This is a genomic window from Flavobacterium saliperosum, from assembly GCF_900100625.1.
Taxonomy (GTDB): domain Bacteria; phylum Bacteroidota; class Bacteroidia; order Flavobacteriales; family Flavobacteriaceae; genus Flavobacterium; species Flavobacterium saliperosum.
Genome location: NZ_FMTY01000001.1, coordinates 249,930 through 268,961, shown reverse-complemented (window position 1 = coordinate 268,961; position 19,032 = coordinate 249,930). Strand labels below are relative to the sequence as shown.

Annotated in this window: 16 protein-coding genes and 2 tRNA genes; 16 read left to right on the top strand and 2 right to left on the bottom strand. The window is 39.0% G+C overall.

Annotated features, from left to right (window positions below):
• Window positions 1-70 precede the first annotated feature (70 nt).
• Window positions 71-670 (bottom strand): ribonuclease HII, encoded by a 600-nt coding sequence (locus BLQ05_RS01320; protein WP_023575336.1) that lies wholly within the window; start codon window positions 668-670, stop codon window positions 71-73.
• Between the two features lie 198 nt (window positions 671-868).
• On the opposite strand from BLQ05_RS01320, the gene BLQ05_RS01315 reads away from it, so the two are divergent.
• From BLQ05_RS01315 to BLQ05_RS01290, 6 genes are all read left to right on the top strand, one after another.
• Window positions 869-3,943: a SusC/RagA family TonB-linked outer membrane protein gene (locus BLQ05_RS01315; RefSeq protein WP_023575335.1), complete on the top strand. Its 3,075-nt coding sequence runs from the start codon at window positions 869-871 to the stop codon at window positions 3,941-3,943.
• A 10-nt stretch (window positions 3,944-3,953) separates the two neighbouring features.
• Window positions 3,954-5,498 carry a SusD/RagB family nutrient-binding outer membrane lipoprotein gene (locus tag BLQ05_RS01310; RefSeq protein WP_035653843.1) on the top strand — a complete coding sequence of 515 codons (1,545 nt, stop codon included), beginning with the start codon at window positions 3,954-3,956 and terminating at the stop codon, window positions 5,496-5,498.
• A gap of 30 nt (window positions 5,499-5,528) precedes the next feature.
• The gene (locus BLQ05_RS01305; RefSeq protein ID WP_023575333.1) at window positions 5,529-6,377 is read left to right on the top strand and encodes a hypothetical protein; all 849 of its coding nucleotides are present in this window, start codon (window positions 5,529-5,531) and stop codon (window positions 6,375-6,377) included.
• Between the two features lie 17 nt (window positions 6,378-6,394).
• The gene (locus BLQ05_RS01300) at window positions 6,395-7,405 is read left to right on the top strand and encodes a hypothetical protein (RefSeq protein WP_023575332.1); all 1,011 of its coding nucleotides are present in this window, start codon (window positions 6,395-6,397) and stop codon (window positions 7,403-7,405) included.
• A 97-nt stretch (window positions 7,406-7,502) separates the two neighbouring features.
• Window positions 7,503-9,407, top strand: a complete 1,905-nt coding sequence (locus BLQ05_RS01295; RefSeq protein WP_023575331.1) for a putative porin — start codon at window positions 7,503-7,505, stop codon at window positions 9,405-9,407.
• 203 nt (window positions 9,408-9,610) lie between these two features.
• Window positions 9,611-10,972 carry a pyridoxal-phosphate dependent enzyme gene (locus tag BLQ05_RS01290; RefSeq protein ID WP_023575330.1) on the top strand — a complete coding sequence of 454 codons (1,362 nt, stop codon included), beginning with the start codon at window positions 9,611-9,613 and terminating at the stop codon, window positions 10,970-10,972.
• A 216-nt stretch (window positions 10,973-11,188) separates the two neighbouring features.
• On the opposite strand, the gene BLQ05_RS01285 is transcribed toward BLQ05_RS01290, so the two are convergent.
• A complete protein-coding gene (locus tag BLQ05_RS01285; RefSeq protein ID WP_035654032.1) occupies window positions 11,189-12,874 on the bottom strand; it encodes a GLPGLI family protein in 1,686 nt (561 codons plus the stop codon).
• A 67-nt stretch (window positions 12,875-12,941) separates the two neighbouring features.
• Between BLQ05_RS01285 and BLQ05_RS01280 the strand changes: the two genes are divergently transcribed.
• From BLQ05_RS01280 to BLQ05_RS01235, 10 genes are all read left to right on the top strand, one after another.
• Window positions 12,942-14,210 (top strand): DUF2851 family protein, encoded by a 1,269-nt coding sequence (locus BLQ05_RS01280; RefSeq protein ID WP_023575328.1) that lies wholly within the window; start codon window positions 12,942-12,944, stop codon window positions 14,208-14,210.
• Between the two features lie 14 nt (window positions 14,211-14,224).
• Entirely contained in the window at window positions 14,225-14,452 is a 228-nt protein-coding gene (locus BLQ05_RS01275; protein ID WP_023575327.1) for a hypothetical protein, read from the top strand.
• Window positions 14,453-14,465: 13 nt separating this feature from the next.
• Window positions 14,466-15,353, top strand: coding sequence for a ComEA family DNA-binding protein (locus BLQ05_RS01270; protein ID WP_023575326.1), 888 nt, complete (start codon window positions 14,466-14,468; stop codon window positions 15,351-15,353).
• A gap of 27 nt (window positions 15,354-15,380) precedes the next feature.
• Window positions 15,381-16,550, top strand: a complete 1,170-nt coding sequence (locus BLQ05_RS01265) for an acyl-CoA dehydrogenase family protein (protein WP_035653842.1) — start codon at window positions 15,381-15,383, stop codon at window positions 16,548-16,550.
• A gap of 98 nt (window positions 16,551-16,648) precedes the next feature.
• Window positions 16,649-17,104 carry a hypothetical protein gene (locus BLQ05_RS01260; protein ID WP_035653841.1) on the top strand — a complete coding sequence of 152 codons (456 nt, stop codon included), beginning with the start codon at window positions 16,649-16,651 and terminating at the stop codon, window positions 17,102-17,104.
• 63 nt (window positions 17,105-17,167) lie between these two features.
• On the top strand, window positions 17,168-17,362 hold the full coding sequence (gene rpsU, locus BLQ05_RS01255; protein ID WP_023578350.1) for a 30S ribosomal protein S21: 195 nt from the start codon (window positions 17,168-17,170) through the stop codon (window positions 17,360-17,362).
• A 69-nt stretch (window positions 17,363-17,431) separates the two neighbouring features.
• A complete protein-coding gene (locus tag BLQ05_RS01250) occupies window positions 17,432-18,328 on the top strand; it encodes a tyrosine-type recombinase/integrase (protein ID WP_023575324.1) in 897 nt (298 codons plus the stop codon).
• A gap of 30 nt (window positions 18,329-18,358) precedes the next feature.
• Entirely contained in the window at window positions 18,359-18,661 is a 303-nt protein-coding gene (hpf, locus tag BLQ05_RS01245) for a ribosome hibernation-promoting factor, HPF/YfiA family (protein WP_023575323.1), read from the top strand.
• A gap of 92 nt (window positions 18,662-18,753) precedes the next feature.
• Window positions 18,754-18,827 (top strand) — tRNA-Thr (locus BLQ05_RS01240).
• A gap of 34 nt (window positions 18,828-18,861) precedes the next feature.
• A tRNA-Tyr gene (locus BLQ05_RS01235) sits at window positions 18,862-18,943 on the top strand.
• The last annotated feature ends 89 nt before the right edge of the window (window positions 18,944-19,032 follow it).

Below are 19,032 nucleotides of genomic sequence, written 5' to 3'. Positions count from 1 at the left end.
TGAAACGGCAATCCACTCTCTGCTTTTTACAATCTGCTTTCTATAATCTGTAATCTGTAATCAGACTTTCTTATAATTCCAGTTTCAGTTGTTCGGGCAGCAACCGAAACGACATGCGATGGTATTTGGTCACACCGTATTTCCGAATCGCTTCCCGATGTTCGAGAGTGGGATAGCCTTTGTTTTTCTTCCAATTATACATGGGGTATTCTTCATGAATCCGGTTCATGTATTCGTCCCGATATGTTTTGGCTAAAACCGATGCGGCAGCTATACTCAAATATTTACTGTCGCCTTTAACGATGCAACTGTGCGGTATGTTGTGAACAGGTTTGAATCGGTTGCCGTCAACAATAATGTATTCGGGAATCGGATTTAAATTGATAATGCATTCCTGCATGGCTTTTATGGAAGCGTTCAAAATGTTAATGTCGTCAATTATTTCAGGCTCGAGATGGATGACGTGAAATGCAGTCGCTTCTTTTTCTATAATGGGTTTTAGTTTTTCTCTTGTTTTTTCGGACAGTTGTTTGGAGTCGTTCAGGGATGCTGAAAAAAAGGATTCCGGCAATATGACGGCAGCAGCCGTAACGGGCCCTGCAAGGCATCCGCGGCCAGCTTCATCGGTTCCGGCTTCTAATAAAAAATCTGAAAAATTTCTGAAAAGCATTGTTTGGTTTTTGCAAAAATACAAAAATGAGCATTGATTATTAAGATGTTTGTCGTCTAAGTGTGAGTTTTATGTGTATTTCATTTTTATTTGATAAAATATTTAACACATGTTAAATAGTATAATTCTGTAGTATTATTTGGTTATTTAAGAAATTATTAAGAAGTTTGCGAAATAACTAACTCAAATAAATTTAATATGAGATCGAAGTTTAAATGGATTTTTACGCTTTTACTAGCGTTTTCAATGCAGTTTTCGTTCGCACAAGAGAAGACTGTTACTGGTACAGTAACCGAAGGAGGTTTACCGTTACCTGGTGTGAGTGTTGTGGTTAAAGGTACAACACGTGGTACACAAACCGACATGGATGGTAATTATTCCATCAAAGCTAAAACTGGTGAGGTTTTAGTGTTTTCTTTCATTGGTATGAAAGATTCATCTGCGACCGTTGGGGCCGCAAACAAAATTAATGTTGCTATGGCAGCTGAATCTACTACGTTAGAGAATGTTGTTGTAACAGCGATGGGTATCAAGAAAAGACAGGATGAAATCACGTCTTCGACTCAGTTGGTTAAATCGAAAGAGTTAACACAAGCGGCTAACCCTAACGTTGTTCAGTCATTAGCAGGTAAAGTTGCAGGTTTGCAAATTAATACTACAAACAATGGTGTTAATGCTTCTACCCGTATCGTGTTACGTGGTAATCGTTCCATTACGAGTAATAACCAGGCTTTGGTTGTTATTGATAATGTGATCTCTTCAGCTGCAATTTTGCAATCATTGTCTCCGGATATTGTTGAGTCAACAAATATCTTAAAAGGGGCACAAGGAGCTGCTTTGTATGGTGAGGATGGTGTGAATGGTGTTATCATCGTTACTACTAAAAAAGGTGCTAAAAGCGGGAAGTTGAACGTGAGTATTAATTCATCAGTTGACTTTGAAAGCGTTTCATTTATCGCAGAAAGACAAAGACGTTACGGTCAGGGTTGGAACGGTCAACATATTTCTTACGAGAATGGTGGTTGGGGAGCTGAGTTTGACGGTGTAGTTAGACCGGTAGGTTTGGCTCAGGCTGACGGATCTTATATTATGGCGCCTTACAGTTCTATTAAAGACAATATCAAAAAGTTCTTTAATGATGGTACTGTGTATCAAAATGGTGTGTCAATTAGTGGTGGTTCTATGGAAGATGGTTATGCTTTATTATCTGTGAACAATCAAAAAACGGAATTCGTTGTTAAAGGTGACGAATTGAACAGAAGTACTTTCAACTTCAAAGGAGGAAAGAAATTCGGAAAATGGTCTGTGGAAGGAAATACGGTATATGTTTCTGAAAAAACAGAAACTACGTCTTCAAACTTATTTACCGAATTATTGCAAACGGCTACCAACATTCCTGTGGAGCGTTTTGAGAATTCAGGTAATGAAGGACACTGGACTTCTTATTACAACAATCCTTACTGGATGAGAGATAATATCCGTAACACGAACAGATCTGATTATTTCAGTGGTATCGCTACGTTAAATTATGAGTTGAATAAGAATATCAACTTCAATTATGTTGCAAGTATTCAAATCAGACAAAATAACCAAATGTCTCATACTAACGGATACATTGATAACTTGCAAGTAGGTGGTGGTAATCATACTGTGGTTTCTGCTTTTGATACTTTTAATCAAAACCAAAGAAACTTCTACGGAGATTTCATGGTGAATTTCGATTACATGTTAACAGATAACATCAGTTTCAAAGCGAATCTTGGAAATAACTTACAGGATCGTTATACTCAATTCACAAGTGTTGGAGGAGATAATTTAACGATTCCTGGTTTGTATAATATTTCTAACGTTACTGGTGAAGTTCGTAGAGGTAATGGATTTAACAGACAAAGAAAATTTGCGTTTTTCGCTAACGTGGATTTAGGGTACAAAGAATTCTTATCGTTAAACCTTACCGGTAGAAATGACTGGAATTCAACCATGTCACAAACTTCTAAAGACAACTACTTCTATCCGTCTGCGGGTATTTCCTTTACACCAACAAAAATTGATGGTTTAAAAGATAATAAAGTGGTGAACTATGCTAAATTCTATGGTAACTATATCGTAGTTGGTAACTCATCTGCAGTTGGAATTTATGGTACAAATGATACTTATGGCCCTGGTATAGGATATCCTTTTGGTGGTTTGAACTCTTTTGTGCCTACTCAGATTCCTACAGATATTAACATCAAACCTGAGTTTATGTCTACTTTTGAGGTGGGTGCTGCTTTCGGTTTCTTCAAAGACAGAATTACTTTAGAAGGGTCTTACTTTAGTACTAAAACGGATGATTTGATTACAAGAAGATCGGTTTCTTCTGCTTCTGCTCTTACAACTGTTTTGACTAATGTTGGAGAGATGACTACTACAGGTTATGAGGTTGAATTAGGTTTTGCGCCTATCAGAAACGATAAGTTTGCTTGGGAAAACAGAATTGCTTATTCTCACTCTAAATCAATTGTTGATAAAGCGGCTCCGGATGCAAAATCAATCCAATTGGTTAACTTCTCCGGTAATGGAATCGGAATCTTTGCAGATGAAGGAGAAGAGTTTCCTTTAATCAAAGGTATCGCTTACGAAAGAGACGATCAAGGTAGAGTAATTATCGATCCTAGTACTGGTAATCCAATGAGATCTTCTGAGTATAAAATTCTTGGAAAAGCTACGCCGGATTATATCATCAACTACAATACCTCATTTGAATACAAAGGAATTCGTTTAGCTGCGGTAATGGATTACAGAACTGGTCACCAATTCTGGGCTGGTACTAAAGACTGGTTATCATGGTCAGGTCACTTAGTGGAATCTGCTGAGAACGGACGTACAGGATTTATTTTCCCTAACTCCGCTACAGATCTTGACGGTGACGGAAACTATGAGGCTAACAATACTGTAGTTACTGGCGGTAATACTTACACTTCATACTTGAACTACTTCTCTAATGAATACCGTGCAGTTTCTGAAAACATGGTATTAGATGCAACAGCGTTCAAAGTGAGAGAGTTGTCTTTAAGCTACTCTTTACCATCTAAAATGATTGAAAAAGCTGGTTTGTCTTCGTTGCGTTTTGGTGTAAATGCTAGAAATCCTTTCATTGTATTGCCAAAAGAAAACAGAGGGTATCATGATCCTGAGCAATCAAGATCAACAGGAAATGACCAAGGTTTGGCAGTTACAGGACAATATCCTGCAACAAGAACTTTCGGATTCAATGTTAATCTAACTTTTTAATTAGAGAAAAATGAAAAGAATTAAATTTATATTACCGTTAATAGCTGGATTCATGCTATTTTCATGTAGTGATTACTTAGATGTGAACCAATCACCTAATGATCCTACGTCTGCTTCAGTAACGCCAAACCTGTCGTTAGCTGCTGCACAGTCCGATTCATACAGAAACTTAACCAGACGTATGAATGAGTATGGTAACGTATTCATGAACAACTGGGGTGCAAACGTAAACTCTTTTACGGGAGGGTATGCTGAAGAATTCGGTATCACATTGAGTAATAATTTCTATGATGATATTTGGGATGGTGTGTACAGAAGTACTGGTACATTTACTAAAATTATCAACCACCCTGCTTCAGGTTACGACAATCATAAAGCAATCGCAAAAATCTGTAAGACTTTTTATTTTCAGTATTTAGTGGATCTTTACGGGGATATTCCTTACTCTGAAGCGCATCAAGGTGTTAATATTGTGACTCCAAAATACGATGACGATAAGGCAATCTACAGAGATTTAGTGGTGCAGTTGGAATCCGCAATCGATATGATTGATAATGCTCCTGCAGGAACAAATGTTGTTGGTGCTGAAGATGTTATTTTAGGTGGTGATATGATGGCTTGGAAAAAGTTCGCCAACACTTTAAAATTGAGAATTCTTTTGAGACAGTCTGAATTGACAGATGCTGAAACTACAACTTACTTGGCTGGTGAATTCGCTGAATTGGCTTCTGCTAGTTTTGTAGATCAGGATGTGACTATCAACCCTGGTTATTCAAGTGGTAGTGATACTAGACAAAATCCATGGATGAACTTGATGGTTGAATTGGCTAAAGATGCAAACGGTAATTTCGTTGAAAGAAACACTTTCCGTTTCAGAAGAGCTTCTGCTTACATTGCAGGACAGTTGAATTCAACTTCTGATCCTAGAAGATCAAAAATATTCAAACCAGTTTCAGGAGCTGATATTACTGGTGTAATTCAAGGAGACCAGTCTGCATTGAATGGTGGAGGTACGGCTCCGGCTGCTATTTCTTCTTTAGGTCCAGGTTTGGTTAAAGATAATGCACAAGACGGATACATGATGTTGGCTGCTGAAAGTTTCTTACTTCAGGCAGAAGCAGTACATAAAGGATATTTGACAGGAAATGCTCAGGCATTGTTTGATCAGGCTATCGCTGCATCTATGGCTATGTTTGAAATTGGAGCAACTCCAACTGTAGATTATATTGCAAATATTAACGGTATTGTTGGAAAAGGTTATGGTGCTGTAGGTGCAACTCCTGCGCAACAATTAGAGGCTATTTTCTACCAAAAAAGTATTGCTTTGAACGGTATTAATGGTGCTGAAATTTTTATCGAGTACACAAGAGCTCGTAAAAACGGTAATCCTTTGATTGACGAAAACATTCCTATGCCATTGAACTCTGTTACACCAACAGGTAACAAACCACGTCGTTTGATGTACCCTATTTCTGAATATGCAAGTAACAGTGCTAACGTACCTGTTCAAACTATTCAGGATGCATACAACACGGCACCATTCTGGTTTGAATAATTGATTGTTACAAACTTAAAAAATAGAATTATGAAAAAAATAATGTCTTTATTTATCATCGCAGGTGTTGCTTTCGCATGTACCGATGATGATATCAGATCAGAGCACACGCTTGATAACGGACCTAAAATTGTAGGTTTCTCAAATGAATTTGAGACGGTATCTTATTTTACTGATGAGGGGGATGTTACCTTGAATTTCCCGATTGATTTAATCGGTACGGGAACAGGTGAGCAATTATCTTCAGCTGTTGAGATTTCTTATGAGGTTGACAATGCCGCTACAACTGTGCCGGCTACTCAAGGTGTTGAGTATGATTTCGCGGATGCAACAGGAAAAGTAACTATTCCTGCCGGAGGTAGTTTCGCAACGCTTCCAATTGTAGTGCACACTGGAAGTTTAAACCCGACTCAAAAAACAGAATTGGTTATTAAATTGACTTCAGCTACTAATAACACGGTAATTGGTGAGCAATATAAAACGTTCAAAGTTATTTTTGTTGGTTGTCAGTCTCAACTTGCAGGTTCTTACACTGTTGTAATTACAAGATCGGATTCTCCTGCTGTAGTTACTTGGACAGATGAGGATATCACTATGACTTCAGTTAACAACTTCAGATCGAAAAGATCAGGTAACTACCAAATTGGTGTATTGCAAGGTACAAACGGTTACAAATTTGTTGATATCTGTGGTGAAATTACAGTGCCTCAAATGAATTTGAATGATGTTTACTCTAACATATTGCGTCCTGATCCGGCGAACAATGGTTTAGATGGTGAGGTTACAGGTCCTAACAACTTCTACACTAAGTATCAAATCGGATTTACGAATAATACAGTTTGGAGAGGTTTCACTTGTACTTACACAAGAAATTTATAATTTAATAAAAAACATTTATGAAAAAAGTATATAGAAATAAGTTTTTACTTTCTGTACTATTGGCTTCTTCTGTTTTAGTATCATGTGAAGACGATGATTCTACACTAAACGAAAGATATTCAAAGCCGGTGATTGCTGTAGATCAAACTACATTTTCAGTTACAGAAGGTGATGAAATTACAATTAACCTATCTACATTAGCTCCAATGAGTGGTAGTATGGAGTTCAAAGCTGAGTTAATCGGCGGAACAGCTTCATTCAGAGATTATAACACTAGCGGTGATGAGACTGTAGAAGATGACGGTCAGGGTATTATCGGCCACCGTTTCTCCTTCCCGGCTTACGCTACGGAACATTCGATTACAATCACTCCGGAACTTGACATGTTTGTTGAAGGTGCCGAAACTATGAAGTTAAGATTGTATTCAATGGGTAATGCTAATGGCGCTTTGGATCAGGAAATCACAATTAACATTGCTGATTACGTAAGTAATGATATCGCAATCAAATTGGATTGGTCGAAAACTAGAGCAAACCGTCACGGTAACCTAGAAGAAGGACATTATCTTGATGCTGATGGTGATGAGCACCCTTATACAGATTATGACTTCGATTTTTATGTATTCGATGCAGATTTCAACGAAGTAAGTGGTTTTGCTGCTGCAACTGGTAACGCTCCTGAAAAAGCGGTATTGTTGAATGCAGACTTAGCTGACGGTGATTACTATATCATCCCTGATTTGTATGATTCAGGTACTGATCCTGCTGAAAGATTCCAGTTTGAAATCAACTTGGAAGTTGCCAAATATGGTGTTTGGTATCATTCAATGCCGTTAACTTACTTTAGTGACAACGCAGTTTCAGCTCCAAACGGGTTGAACGGAGGTGAAACTCTTGCTGCAATTCTTACTAAATCCGGAACAACTTATACGTTAACTGATTTTGCTTCAGGAGATGTATTAGCTTCAGGTAGAGTAGCGCAATTGAAAGAAAGAATCAAAGCGATCAAAAACATCAGAAGAAAATAATTTCTGCTGAGTTATACTAAAAGCCCCACTTTGTGGGGCTTTTTTTATTTGAATAATTTATAGAAATCTGATTACCTTTGTCTTCTAATTAAAATTTATGAGACTAGGTCTTTTTTGTTTATTGCTGTTGTTCTCTTTTTCTGTTTTTGCTCAAGAGGACGATTTGCAGTTGAAAAATAACACTTCCAAAGCCGGAGCCGAAATAAAAGCTCCTGTAGATTTATATAAGATTATTACCATTGAACGGGACACTATCGTTGTAGATACATCGCTTACCATTCAGCGGGAATACAAATTCAATTACTTGCGTAAAGACACGTTCGGACTATTGCAATTCCTTAACGAAGGGCAAACCTACAATACTCTCGATTATGGGTTAACCGTTTTCAATCCTTTTCCCGAGTTCGGTTTCCTGGCCAAACATTTCAATTATCTTGAAGTCCGCGATATCAATTATTATAATGTCCCCACACCGTATTCCGATTTGTATTTCAAATCCGTTATGGAACAAGGCCAAAACCTGGATGCCTTCGTCTCAGCCAACACTTCAAAGAATTTTAATATTTCTGTAGGTTATAAAGGACTCCGTTCCCTCGGTAAATACAAAAACCAATTGGCCAGTACCGGAAATTTCAAATTGATTGCCAGTTACAACACTTCCGATAAGCGCTACTTTTTGAAAACCCATATTACTGCGCAGGATATCCTGAATCAGGAAAACGGCGGTATCGCCACGCTGTCCCAATTTGAAGAGGGCGACAATTTGTACTCCGAACGACCGCGTTTGGATATTTATTTTGATGATGCCAAATCCCTGCTTAAAGGAAACCGCTTTTTTGTAGATCACGCATTTAAGCTGAGCAAAAAGCCAAGCAGTATTGTAGTGAATCATCAGTTCAATTACGAATATAAGTTTTTCGAATTTATTATGTCCGCCAACGACCGTTTGGGAGAAAGTTATGCCACTTCCATTAACAACAAAACGCGATATAACCGAATGTACAATAAACTCGGTTTGGCCTATTCCCATAAAACCCTTGGCGACTTTAATTTCTTTGTGGAAGATTTTCAATACAATTACTTTTACAAGCGTACTGTTGTACAGTCTTCAGGTACTTTTGTGCCTAACAACAGTAATGACAAGATCAATACATGGGGGGCGCAATACGTCTATCAGAAAGACAAATGGAAAGGCACTTTCCTGATTTCCAATTCCGTCACAAAGCAATCGTTGACCAATCTGGAAGCCAATATCCGCTATACTTTGAACGACAAAAACAGTTTTTCGTTCAAATACCAAAACATGAACAAGTTGCCCAATATGAACTACGTTTTGTATCAGAGTGATTACAAGGAATACAACTGGTTCAATAGCTTTAAAAACGAGAAAATCAACAGTATTGAATTCGAAGCCAAAACGCAATGGTTGGAGGCTTCGGCGCAATACACGGTTTTGAATGATCATTTGTTCTTCGCAAACACAAACCCAACCTTCAACGAATTCGGAATCGCCGATCAGTTAATCGTAAAACCGTTCCAATACGATAAAACCATTAACTATTTGTCGGTGAAAGCCGGAAAGGATTTTAAATTTTGGAATTTCGGATTGGACAATACTGTTTTGTTCCAACAGGTCGAACAAGCCGATCCAATCCTTAACGTACCAAAATTCACTACCCGAAACACGTTGTATTACAGTAACTACTTTTTCAAAAAAGCATTGTTTTTGCAAACCGGTGTGACACTCAATTATTTTTCCAAATACAAAGCCAACGATTACAACCCGTTGCTGGGGGAATTCTATATTCAAAATCAGAAGGATATCGGCGACTTCCCAATGATGGATTTCTTTATCAATGCCAAAATCAGAACGTTCCGCGTTTTCCTTAAAGCCGAACACTTTAACTCCAGTTTTACCGGATACGATTATTATACGGCGCCCAATTATCCGTACCGTGACTTTATGGTGCGCTTCGGGGTAATCTGGACATTCTTCAGTTAGTTTTTTGGAGCAGCCCTCAGGTTGTTATAAGAAGCCTCCTCCCGCTGTCCACTGTATCTTTTTATCGGAATTTGTAAAAACAAATCCCAATAAAAAGGATGCCGTTCCCATCGGGGCTATACAAGACATTTTCCTTTTGGAAACCTGTTTAAAATCAATATATTTACAGGCTTAAAACTGTAAAAAGTAAATTATACATTGCAATGAAATACGTAGAAAACATATTAGGTACCATCGGAAACACGCCCATGGTCAAATTGAATAAGATTACCGCTGAGATTCCCGCTTTGGTTTTGGCGAAAGTGGAGTACTTCAACCCGGGACATTCCTGTAAAGACCGTATGGCGCTTAAAATGGTGGAAGATGCCGAAGCAGACGGTCGTTTAAAACCGGGAGGAACCATCATTGAAGGAACCTCAGGAAACACCGGAATGGGATTGGCGTTGGCAGCCATCATCAAAGGCTACAAACTGATTTGCGTAATCACCGACAAGCAGTCCAAAGAGAAAATGGATATCCTGCGGGCTGTTGGAGCGAAGGTAGTCGTTTGCCCTACCGATGTGGAACCAACCGATCCGCGTTCGTACTATTCGGTTTCAAAACGGTTAGCCGAAGAAACGCCTAATTCTTGGTACGTTAACCAATACGATAACCTGTCGAACACCAAAGCCAATTACGAACAAACCGGACCGGAAATCTGGGAACAGACCGACGGAAAAGTAACGCACTTTGTGGTGGGTGTAGGTACCGGAGGTACGATTTCAGGTGTAGCGAAATATTTAAAAGAGAAAAACCCGAACATTAAAATTTGGGGAGTGGATACCTACGGTTCGGTATTCAAGAAATACAAGGAAACCGGTATTTTCGATGAGAACGAAGTGTATTCGTATGTAACGGAAGGTATCGGAGAGGATATTCTGCCTCAAAACGTAAACTTCGATTTAATCGATGGGTTTACGAAAGTAACTGATAAAGACGCAGCAGTTTATACACGCCGATTGGCCTTGGAAGAAGGATTGTTCGTGGGAATGTCTTCCGGTTCTGCCATCAAAGGATTGTTGCAGTTAAAAGACGAATTCGGTCCGGACGATGTGGTGGTTGTGTTGTTCCACGATTCGGGATCGCGTTACGTTGGAAAAATCTTCAACGACGATTGGATGCGCGAAAGAGGGTATCTGGAAGACGAAATCACCAAAGCGGAAGATTTGATCAAAGAACACATCGATAAACCATTGGTAATCGTGCGCACGGAAGAATTGGTTTCGCACGCGATTGATCGTATGCGCAAACACAAAATTTCACAAATCCCGGTTATCGATATCAACGGATTTGTAGGCTCTGTAGACGAAACGGATTTGTTCCAAAGCTACGTGGCTGATAAGAATGTGGCGGAAAAACCAATTCGCGAAGTGATGGGTGCTGCTTATCCAATCGTGAAGCTGGGAACACCGGTAGACGAAGTTTCCAAATTAATCAACAAAGAAAACCAAGCGGTGTTGGTGGATTTAGGAAACGGAAAACACCACATCATTACAAAACACGACATTATCAATTCGATAAAATAAGGGATACAAAAAAGCCGCTCAAACACTGGGCGGCTTTTTTATTATTTCGATTAAAAGGGATATCCAAATTCGTTAAGGCTAAATCCAACTTCAATATCGTCTGATTATTAGCTTATCTGACTAATCGACTATGTTCTCGATAGCTTAGGATTTCGGAAATTGTATCTCCGATTTGCGGATTAGAACTTAATCTGCGAATCGGCGGTTATTTTTATTTTAGTTGCCAATCAAAACGCCCGAAACATTCCAGGCACTGAAACTCGTGCCTTCCGGAGCGCCCTGCGGAATCACGATTTGAATCGTATGTTTTCCCGCTTTCAAATCCCCCAAATCAATCAGGGTTGGATTTGTCACTGTTCCGGGACACCAGTTGGATCTGCTGTAGTCGGAAGAGGATAATCCGTTGGGGAAATTACCCGACGCCGGATTAAACAAACGGTACGAACCACAATCCTGACGCCAAGGGATAAAAGCATGGATTTCTTTTCCGTTCAACAGAATGGTGTTTTTTTTGGGAACGAATTCATCTCCGTTTTCCCATCCTCCGTGGCCAGTAGTGATGTAGCGCAGTTTGGCACTTTTTACGTCATTGGTCAACGTGAAAGTAACTTCAAGACCTTTGTCACGGTTAAACATGGTGGCATATTCCTGTCCGGCCATTTCCATTACGTTGGTCGTGTTGAAAAGCGGTAAGGCAAAAGTGTTTTTTGCACTCGCATTTTCTTCGTTATGAATGGTAATGTTCATGGATATTTTATGACCGCCTTTGTCATAATTTCCAATAAAGGTGCCAATCCAAAGTTCTTTTTCGCTCAGTTGGGATTGCAATTCGGAAATGTCCTGACGGTACGGTACGGCTTCGTGCCACGTTTTGTCTTTTAACTGAATATGATTGAATTGTTTGATACCGAAAGGGGTAAAGAAGCGCATTAATTCCAATAACGGAGTGTAATCGGGAGTTCGAATAACACCTTGGTACTGTTTTCCATTCCCGTTTTCAAATACCGGAAGTGTTTTGGAGCCGTTTTTTAATCCGTCCAAAAATGAAATTTTAGCATCCGTTGGAATTACGAAAACCGATCCGGTACGATCATAGGCATCGCCATTCGATTGTTCCAGTACATCGACAAATACCTGACTCCCGGAATTAATTTTAGGGAGTCTGACTTTTTTCAGAATAACGGTGCCGTTTGCAAATCGTAAAATACTGTCGTTGGATTTCGAAGTGTCTGAAAAATTGATGGTTTCGTTATCGAATATGGGAATGGTCGTGAAACGACTTTTCCATAACAGGTCGCGATAGGTTAACAAATCCACTTTTTGGTGTTTGTCGGAAATAAGGCTTGTCGGTTGAACCATGGCTTTTTTCAATTTTTCAATCTTCGTTGCGGTAATAACGAAGTTTCCGTTGCGTACCATTTCCAAAACCAATCCCAGATGCTGACCCAGCACCGTTGGCGCTCCTTTTACATTCAAATCTTTCGTAAACCAAAGTTCAATGGTATTCGAATTGATACTGGTTTTGGCTTTCAGACAGTTGTATCCGTGAATTTTTTTACTTTCCGTCGTTATTTCAAAAGTTTGCTTGGCTAGCGAAGTGCTGTCCGTTGTACTTATCCAATTTGACGTTCCCAGTCGGCTGAATTGCGTGATTTCGTTTTTAGCGTGTTTTACAACTGTTTGTTCGTAAGGCAAATCGGCTTTGCCGTTGTGAATATTCTCAGAGGTGATTAAGGTTTCCAGTTCGCTTGTGAAAACCAAAATCGGATCCTGTTGCTCAAGTTGTTTTCCGTTGGAGCTTTTCAGATAAGTGATTTTGTACCCCTTCGGAGAAATGTTTTTTACCTGTGCCAATAGGGTTCCGATACAAAAGAAAAATAATAATGTAAGATTTTTTTTCATTTTTTTTAATTGCGTTGTGGAACAAAGATAATTTTTTTCATACATTAGTACTCTATTTTTATACGCCATGCAAGAAGATTTTTTACACCACATCTGGCAATACAGAAAGTTTGCCTGTATCCAATTGTTTACCGTTCAGGGGGAAGCCCTTCAAATTCTTCATCCGGGAAAGTATCTGCAACAGGCCGGACCTGACTTTTTCAATGCACAACTCCGCATCGGAAATCAGCAATGGGCCGGAAATGTTGAAATTCATCTCAGGTCTTCCGATTGGTATCTTCATCATCATCAAAATGACCCGGCATATCATAATGTTATTTTGCACGTGGTTTGGGAACACGACGCCGAAGTTTTTCGAAAGGACAATTCGGAAATCCCGGTGCTGGAACTTAAAACTTATGTCGATAAGGAACTCTTGGGGAATTATTTGTCTCTTTCCTCTTTTAAATCGTGGATTTATTGCGAAAAGGATCTGCCGGCTATTGACAGTTTTGTTTTTAAAAACTGGCAGGAGCGTTTGTTTTTTGAGCGTTTGGAACGAAAAGCCATGCCAATGATAGCTCGGCTTCGTCAAAATGAAAACGATTGGGAAGCCACCCTGTTTTGTTTTTTGGCTAAAAACTTCGGACTCAATACCAACGGCGATTCGTTTTTCAGCATGGCCGATTCCATTCCGTTTTCGGTAATCCGAAAAGAAAAATTTGAGGTAGAAAATCTGGAAGCCTTGTTTTTTGGTCGCGCCGGATTACTGACGGAAGACAAGCAGGATGTTTATTATGGCGATTTGCAATCCCGATGGCAGTATCTGTCCGAAAAACACCAGCTGAAAAGTGTTTTCGTAGAGCCGCTGCATTTTTTTAAACTCCGACCCGATAATTTCCCGACCGTTCGTTTGGCACAATTGGCGCAATTGTATCATCAGCGGAACAATCTGTTTTCAATCGTTACAACTGCCGAAACGGTTTCGGAATTGTATGCTGTTTTCGACGTGAAGGTTTCCGATTATTGGCAAACCCATTATCAGTTTGATAAGGAAAGCCCCAAAAAACGAAAAGGTTTAACTTCTGCTTTTATTGATTTGCTGATAGTGAACACGATTATTCCGCTTCGGTTTGTCTATGCAAAGCATTTGGGGAAAGAAGTGGCGGAAGAACTGATGGGTTTTTTAGAAGCCATTGCACCGGAGAAAAACGCAGTTGTCGATAAGTTTTCCGGTTTCGGAATTACTGTTGAAAATGCTTTGGACTCGCAAACCTTATTACAGCTTAAAAACGAGTATTGCAATCATAAAAAATGCCTGCAGTGCGGAATTGGAATCGAATTGTTGAAGAAATAAATTACATTTGTACTATGGGACTGATAACTACTATACGTCACTTTTTTGAAAAACACGGCTTCGCAGTTTCTTCGCGTTTGGCCGATCGTTTGGGCATGCGAACCACCAGCGTTCGTTTGTTTTTTATTTACATTTCATTTTTTACGGTCGGACTTTGGTTTGGCGTGTATCTTACATTGGCGTTTTTACTTCGCTTAAAAGATATGGTCTACACGAAACGCAGTTCGGTATTTGATTTGTAAACTTCCCTGATTTATGAAAACTACGTCTTTTTTTAAATACACCCGTGAACAGCGGAGTGGTATTGTTGCGCTTATTTTGCTGATGATTGGGATTCAGTTGGGGTACTGTTTTTATTTTTTCAAGAGTGTTTCAGGTATTCAATCCGAAAGTGACACAGCGAAGGAGTGGCTTGCGGTTCAATCGGAAATTGACAGTCTGAAGCTTTTGAAAGGTGCCGAAACGCATAAAATCTATCCGTTCAATCCGAATTTCATTTCCGATTACAAGGGGTATACTCTCGGAATGACCGTGGATGAAATTGATCGTCTGCATCAATTCCGGAAAGGAAACAAGTTTGTCAATTCGGCTGAAGAATTTCAAAAAATAACCAAAGTATCCGATGCGTTGTTGGCTAAGATGTCGCCCTATTTCAAATTTCCGGATTGGGTCAAAAACAAAAAGAATGCCAATTCATTTTATAAAGAGTATCCGAAACAAACAGTTGATATAAAATCGAAAATCGTTATTGCCGATATCAATGCGGCCACGCAGGAAGAACTGATGAAAGTGTACGGCATTGGTCCCGGTCTCTCGGAACGTATTTTGAAAGAACGTGAGAAATTGGGTGCTTTTGTGTCGATGGAACAAATGAACGATGTTTGGGGATTGTCGCCGGAAGTAATCGAAAACCTGAACAAACATTTTAAGATTTTGGTCAAGCCAACAATAACAAAACTCGATATTAATAATGCTTCGGTTAAAGAAATGACCAAGCTGCCATTTTTTAGATATTATCAGGCGAAAGAGATTGTGACTTACCGAAGTATGCATGGCGCGATAAAAAGTAAAGAAGATTTAAGAAAAATTAAGGATTTCCCTGTTGAAAAAGTTGATATAATTGCCTTATATTTGGACTTTTAAACAAACAAACCACAATACAATTTTAAAATGAATTCAATATACTTTACAGAAGAGCATCAATTATTTAGGGAAAGTTTACGAGATTTTTTGCAGAAAGAAGTCGTTCCACATATTGAAAAATGGGAAAAAACCGGGACTATCGAGCGATTTATATGGAAAAAGTTCGGTGAAATGGGCTTCTTCGGGATACGTTATCCTGAAGTATATGGTGGGTTGAATTTGGATTTGTTTTACACGGTTGTCTTTTTGGAGGAACTGCAGAAAATAAACTCGTCCGGTTTTGCTGCTGCCATGTGGGCGCATTCCTATTTGGCAATGACCCATTTGAATGCAGAGGGTGATGAGCGAATCAAACAGGACTATTTGGCGCCGAGCATTTCCGGTGATAAAATAGGCGCTTTGTGTATTACAGAGCCTTTTGGCGGCAGTGATGTTGCCGGAATGCGCACAACAGCTGTAAAAAAAGGAGATAAATATGTTATTAATGGTTCCAAAACCTTCATAACAAACGGGGTTTACGCGGATTATTATGTGGTTGCCGCAAAAACAAGTCCGGAACTTGGGAATAAAGGGATAAGTATGTTCTTGGTAGATGCCAATACAAAAGGGATTTCCGCCACGAAATTGGATAAATTAGGATGGAGAGCCTCGGACACGGCTGAGATCGCCTTTGATGATGTTGAAATTCCTGCAGAAAATTTAATGGGAGAGGAAGGTAAAGGGTTTCCGTATATCATGCAGCATTTTGCTTTAGAGCGTTTAATTATGGCAATCAATGCTCATGCAAGAGCCGAGTATGCTATTGAATATACGATAGGGTATATGGCTGAACGCGAAGCTTTTGGAACGACAATCAATAAATTCCAGGCATTACGTCACACCATGGTGGAACACGCCACGGATGTAGAGCACTGCAAGATATTTAATTATGCTGCCGTAGCCCGATTGGATAAAGGAGAGTATGTGGTAAAAGAGGCTACAATGGCAAAATTAAAATCAACAAAAGTGGCCGATGAAACCATTTACAGTTGTTTGCAGATGTTAGGAGGATACGGTTATATGGAAGAATATCCGTTAGCACGTTTATTTAGAGACAGTCGTTTAGGTCCAATTGGTGGCGGAACATCAGAAATCTTGAAAGAGATTTTGTCCAAAATGATTATCGATAAACAAAATTACAAACCGGCTGTTAAATAGTAGTGCGAAATAATAAATCTATGTTGTGCGTTTTTGATTCATATTAATGCGCGATATCATTTGTTTGCGAAAATTAAAATCAACTAAATCAAATATCTATGAAAATTTTTTTTTATTGCTTTCTTTTAATTAATGCTGTGTCTTCAGCTCAATCTCTCACAATTATGAATTCATCAAACGTAAGAGTTCGATATGGTGTGGGGGCTGCAGAAATGAATTGTACTCATTCTGTGACTCGTGATGGACTGTTGATTAACGCTAACACAGTAGAGTTTGATAGGGTTACGTTTTCGGATTTCGGACCGCAAAATTGGTACGTCAATTCAAATCCAGTTAGCCCGGCATTTTGTGAAACAAAATATGGTTTGCCTAATTTTAGCATTGTGAAGTTCCAGTATCTTAGTCCTGGAGGTAGTGTCTTGGCAGCTGGATATGTAACATTAAATGATCCAGATAATTGCAGTTCTCCTGCTCAGATTTCTTGGACTAACGGTGGTTATTCTGCAACGATGACAAGGGATTCTGATGGAAATATAGTAGTGTATTTTGATTAATTATTTTGTATTTAAAAAAAAGAATGTACATTTGCAGCCTAAATGAGAGGAGGTGTCTAGATTATGTTAATTATACCAATTAAAGACGGAGAAAATATCGATAGAGCATTAAAGCGCTATAAAAGAAAATTCGACAAGACCGGAACTGTTCGTCAGTTAAGAGCACGTCAAGCTTTCACTAAGCCATCTGTAACAAGAAGAGCTCAGATTCAAAAAGCAGCTTACATTCAAAACTTAAGAGACTCTTTGGAGAGCTAGTATTTTTTTGAATAAATATATAACCGTTAGTACGCGAAGTTTTATAACTTTGTTACTAACGGTTTTTTTATGATTACTTCCCAACAGGCGTACCGCGATTATCTTCAGAAAGAGAAAAACTATTCTCCGCACACGCTTATGGCCTATCTGAATGATGTGGCTGAATTTGAAAGTTTTCTTAAAGTGCACGATGCGGATTCGGTTTTGGAAACGGTTAACTACTCTCAGGTGCGTAGTTGGATTGTTTCTTTGGTAGAAAATGGCATTTCCAATACTTCGGTGAACCGAAAGATGTCTTCGCTGAAGTCTTTTTATAAATTCCTCTTAAAGTCGAAGCAAATTGAGGTGAATCCGATTCAAAAGCACAAATCCCTAAAAACGCCCAAAAAAGTACAGATACCGTTTTCGGAAAAGGAACTCGACATGGTCTTTGAGGAAAATGATTATCCGGATGATTTTGAAGGAATCCGTAACCGATTGATTATTGAGCTTTTTTACACTACCGGAATGCGTCGCGCCGAATTGATTGCCTTGGAAGCCGGAAATTACAATGTTTATGCTAAGACGTTGAAGGTTTTGGGAAAACGCAATAAAGAGAGAATTCTGCCGCTTTTGGAGTGTACGGTTGCGTTATTAAATCGTTATCTTACGGTGAGAAGCCGACTAAATACCATTGAAAACAAGAATTTGTTAATATTAAATAAAAACGGTCATAAAGTAAGTGAATCGTTTGTGTATCGATTAATAAATGATTACTTTAGTACTGTCTCTGAAAAAACAAAGAAGAGTCCCCACGTTCTTAGGCACACATTTGCAACCCACTTGCTTAACAATGGCGCCGATTTAAATTCAGTAAAAGAATTGTTAGGTCACGCAAGTTTATCTTCCACTCAAATCTACACCCACAGCAGTCTGGCTGAATTGAAGCGAGTTTATCAAGATGCACATCCGCGCAACCAAAAGTAATTCAAAGTTTAACCCAATAAAATTTTTATTATGAAGGTAAATGTTCATGCTGTTAACTTTAATGTTGATAGAAAACTAGTAGATTTTGTTCAGGAGCGATTAGATAAATTAGAAAAGTATTATGACAAAGTGGTGTCGTCCGACGTTTTTTTAAAACTGGACAACACCAGTGATAAGGAAAATAAGATAGTTGAAGTTAAAGTGATGGTACCCGGTGATGATTTTGTAGTTAAAAAACAGAGTAAAACTTTTGAAGAAGCGGTAGACTTATCGGTGGATTCGTTGGAACGCCTTTTGTTGAAGAGAAAAGAAAAAATAAGAACACATATATAAATATGAAAAAAAAACAGATTTTATTTTGATTAAAAAATAAATTCCCTACATTTGCAGTCCGTTAGAAATAGCGGACTTTTTTTATTGTAATTGCCGGTGTAGCTCAGCTGGCTAGAGCAGCTGATTTGTAATCAGCAGGTCGTGGGTTCGAGTCCCTCTATCGGCTCTGGTGGTTTAACTAACTGAAAATAAGAAAAGTGGGGGAGATACTCAAGCGGCCAACGAGGGCGGACTGTAAATCCGCTGATTACATCTTCGCAGGTTCGAATCCTGCTCTCCCCACAAAAATCATCAAAGCGATGCGATGATTGTCGGATTAGGGATTTAGAAGTAAGGATTTGGGTGACTGAATTCTGAAAACTGACTCCTGA

Bases quoted from the DNA above. Each gene is read 5' to 3' on its own strand.
- BLQ05_RS01305 (WP_023575333.1), top strand. From the start codon at position 5,529: ATGAAAAAAATAATGTCTTTATTTATCATCGCAGGTGTTGCTTTCGCA.
- BLQ05_RS01275 (WP_023575327.1), top strand. From the start codon at position 14,225: ATGGGACTGATAACTACTATACGTCACTTTTTTGAAAAACACGGCTTC.
- BLQ05_RS01260 (WP_035653841.1), top strand. From the start codon at position 16,649: ATGAAAATTTTTTTTTATTGCTTTCTTTTAATTAATGCTGTGTCTTCA.
- BLQ05_RS01320 (WP_023575336.1), bottom strand. From the start codon at position 670: ATGCTTTTCAGAAATTTTTCAGATTTTTTATTAGAAGCCGGAACCGAT.
- BLQ05_RS01295 (WP_023575331.1), top strand. From the start codon at position 7,503: ATGAGACTAGGTCTTTTTTGTTTATTGCTGTTGTTCTCTTTTTCTGTT.
- BLQ05_RS01300 (WP_023575332.1), top strand. From the start codon at position 6,395: ATGAAAAAAGTATATAGAAATAAGTTTTTACTTTCTGTACTATTGGCT.
- BLQ05_RS01250 (WP_023575324.1), top strand. From the start codon at position 17,432: ATGATTACTTCCCAACAGGCGTACCGCGATTATCTTCAGAAAGAGAAA.
- BLQ05_RS01290 (WP_023575330.1), top strand. From the start codon at position 9,611: ATGAAATACGTAGAAAACATATTAGGTACCATCGGAAACACGCCCATG.
- BLQ05_RS01310 (WP_035653843.1), top strand. From the start codon at position 3,954: ATGAAAAGAATTAAATTTATATTACCGTTAATAGCTGGATTCATGCTA.
- BLQ05_RS01265 (WP_035653842.1), top strand. From the start codon at position 15,381: ATGAATTCAATATACTTTACAGAAGAGCATCAATTATTTAGGGAAAGT.
- BLQ05_RS01280 (WP_023575328.1), top strand. From the start codon at position 12,942: ATGCAAGAAGATTTTTTACACCACATCTGGCAATACAGAAAGTTTGCC.
- BLQ05_RS01270 (WP_023575326.1), top strand. From the start codon at position 14,466: ATGAAAACTACGTCTTTTTTTAAATACACCCGTGAACAGCGGAGTGGT.
- hpf (WP_023575323.1), top strand. From the start codon at position 18,359: ATGAAGGTAAATGTTCATGCTGTTAACTTTAATGTTGATAGAAAACTA.
- BLQ05_RS01315 (WP_023575335.1), top strand. From the start codon at position 869: ATGAGATCGAAGTTTAAATGGATTTTTACGCTTTTACTAGCGTTTTCA.
- BLQ05_RS01285 (WP_035654032.1), bottom strand. From the start codon at position 12,874: ATGAAAAAAAATCTTACATTATTATTTTTCTTTTGTATCGGAACCCTA.
- rpsU (WP_023578350.1), top strand. From the start codon at position 17,168: ATGTTAATTATACCAATTAAAGACGGAGAAAATATCGATAGAGCATTA.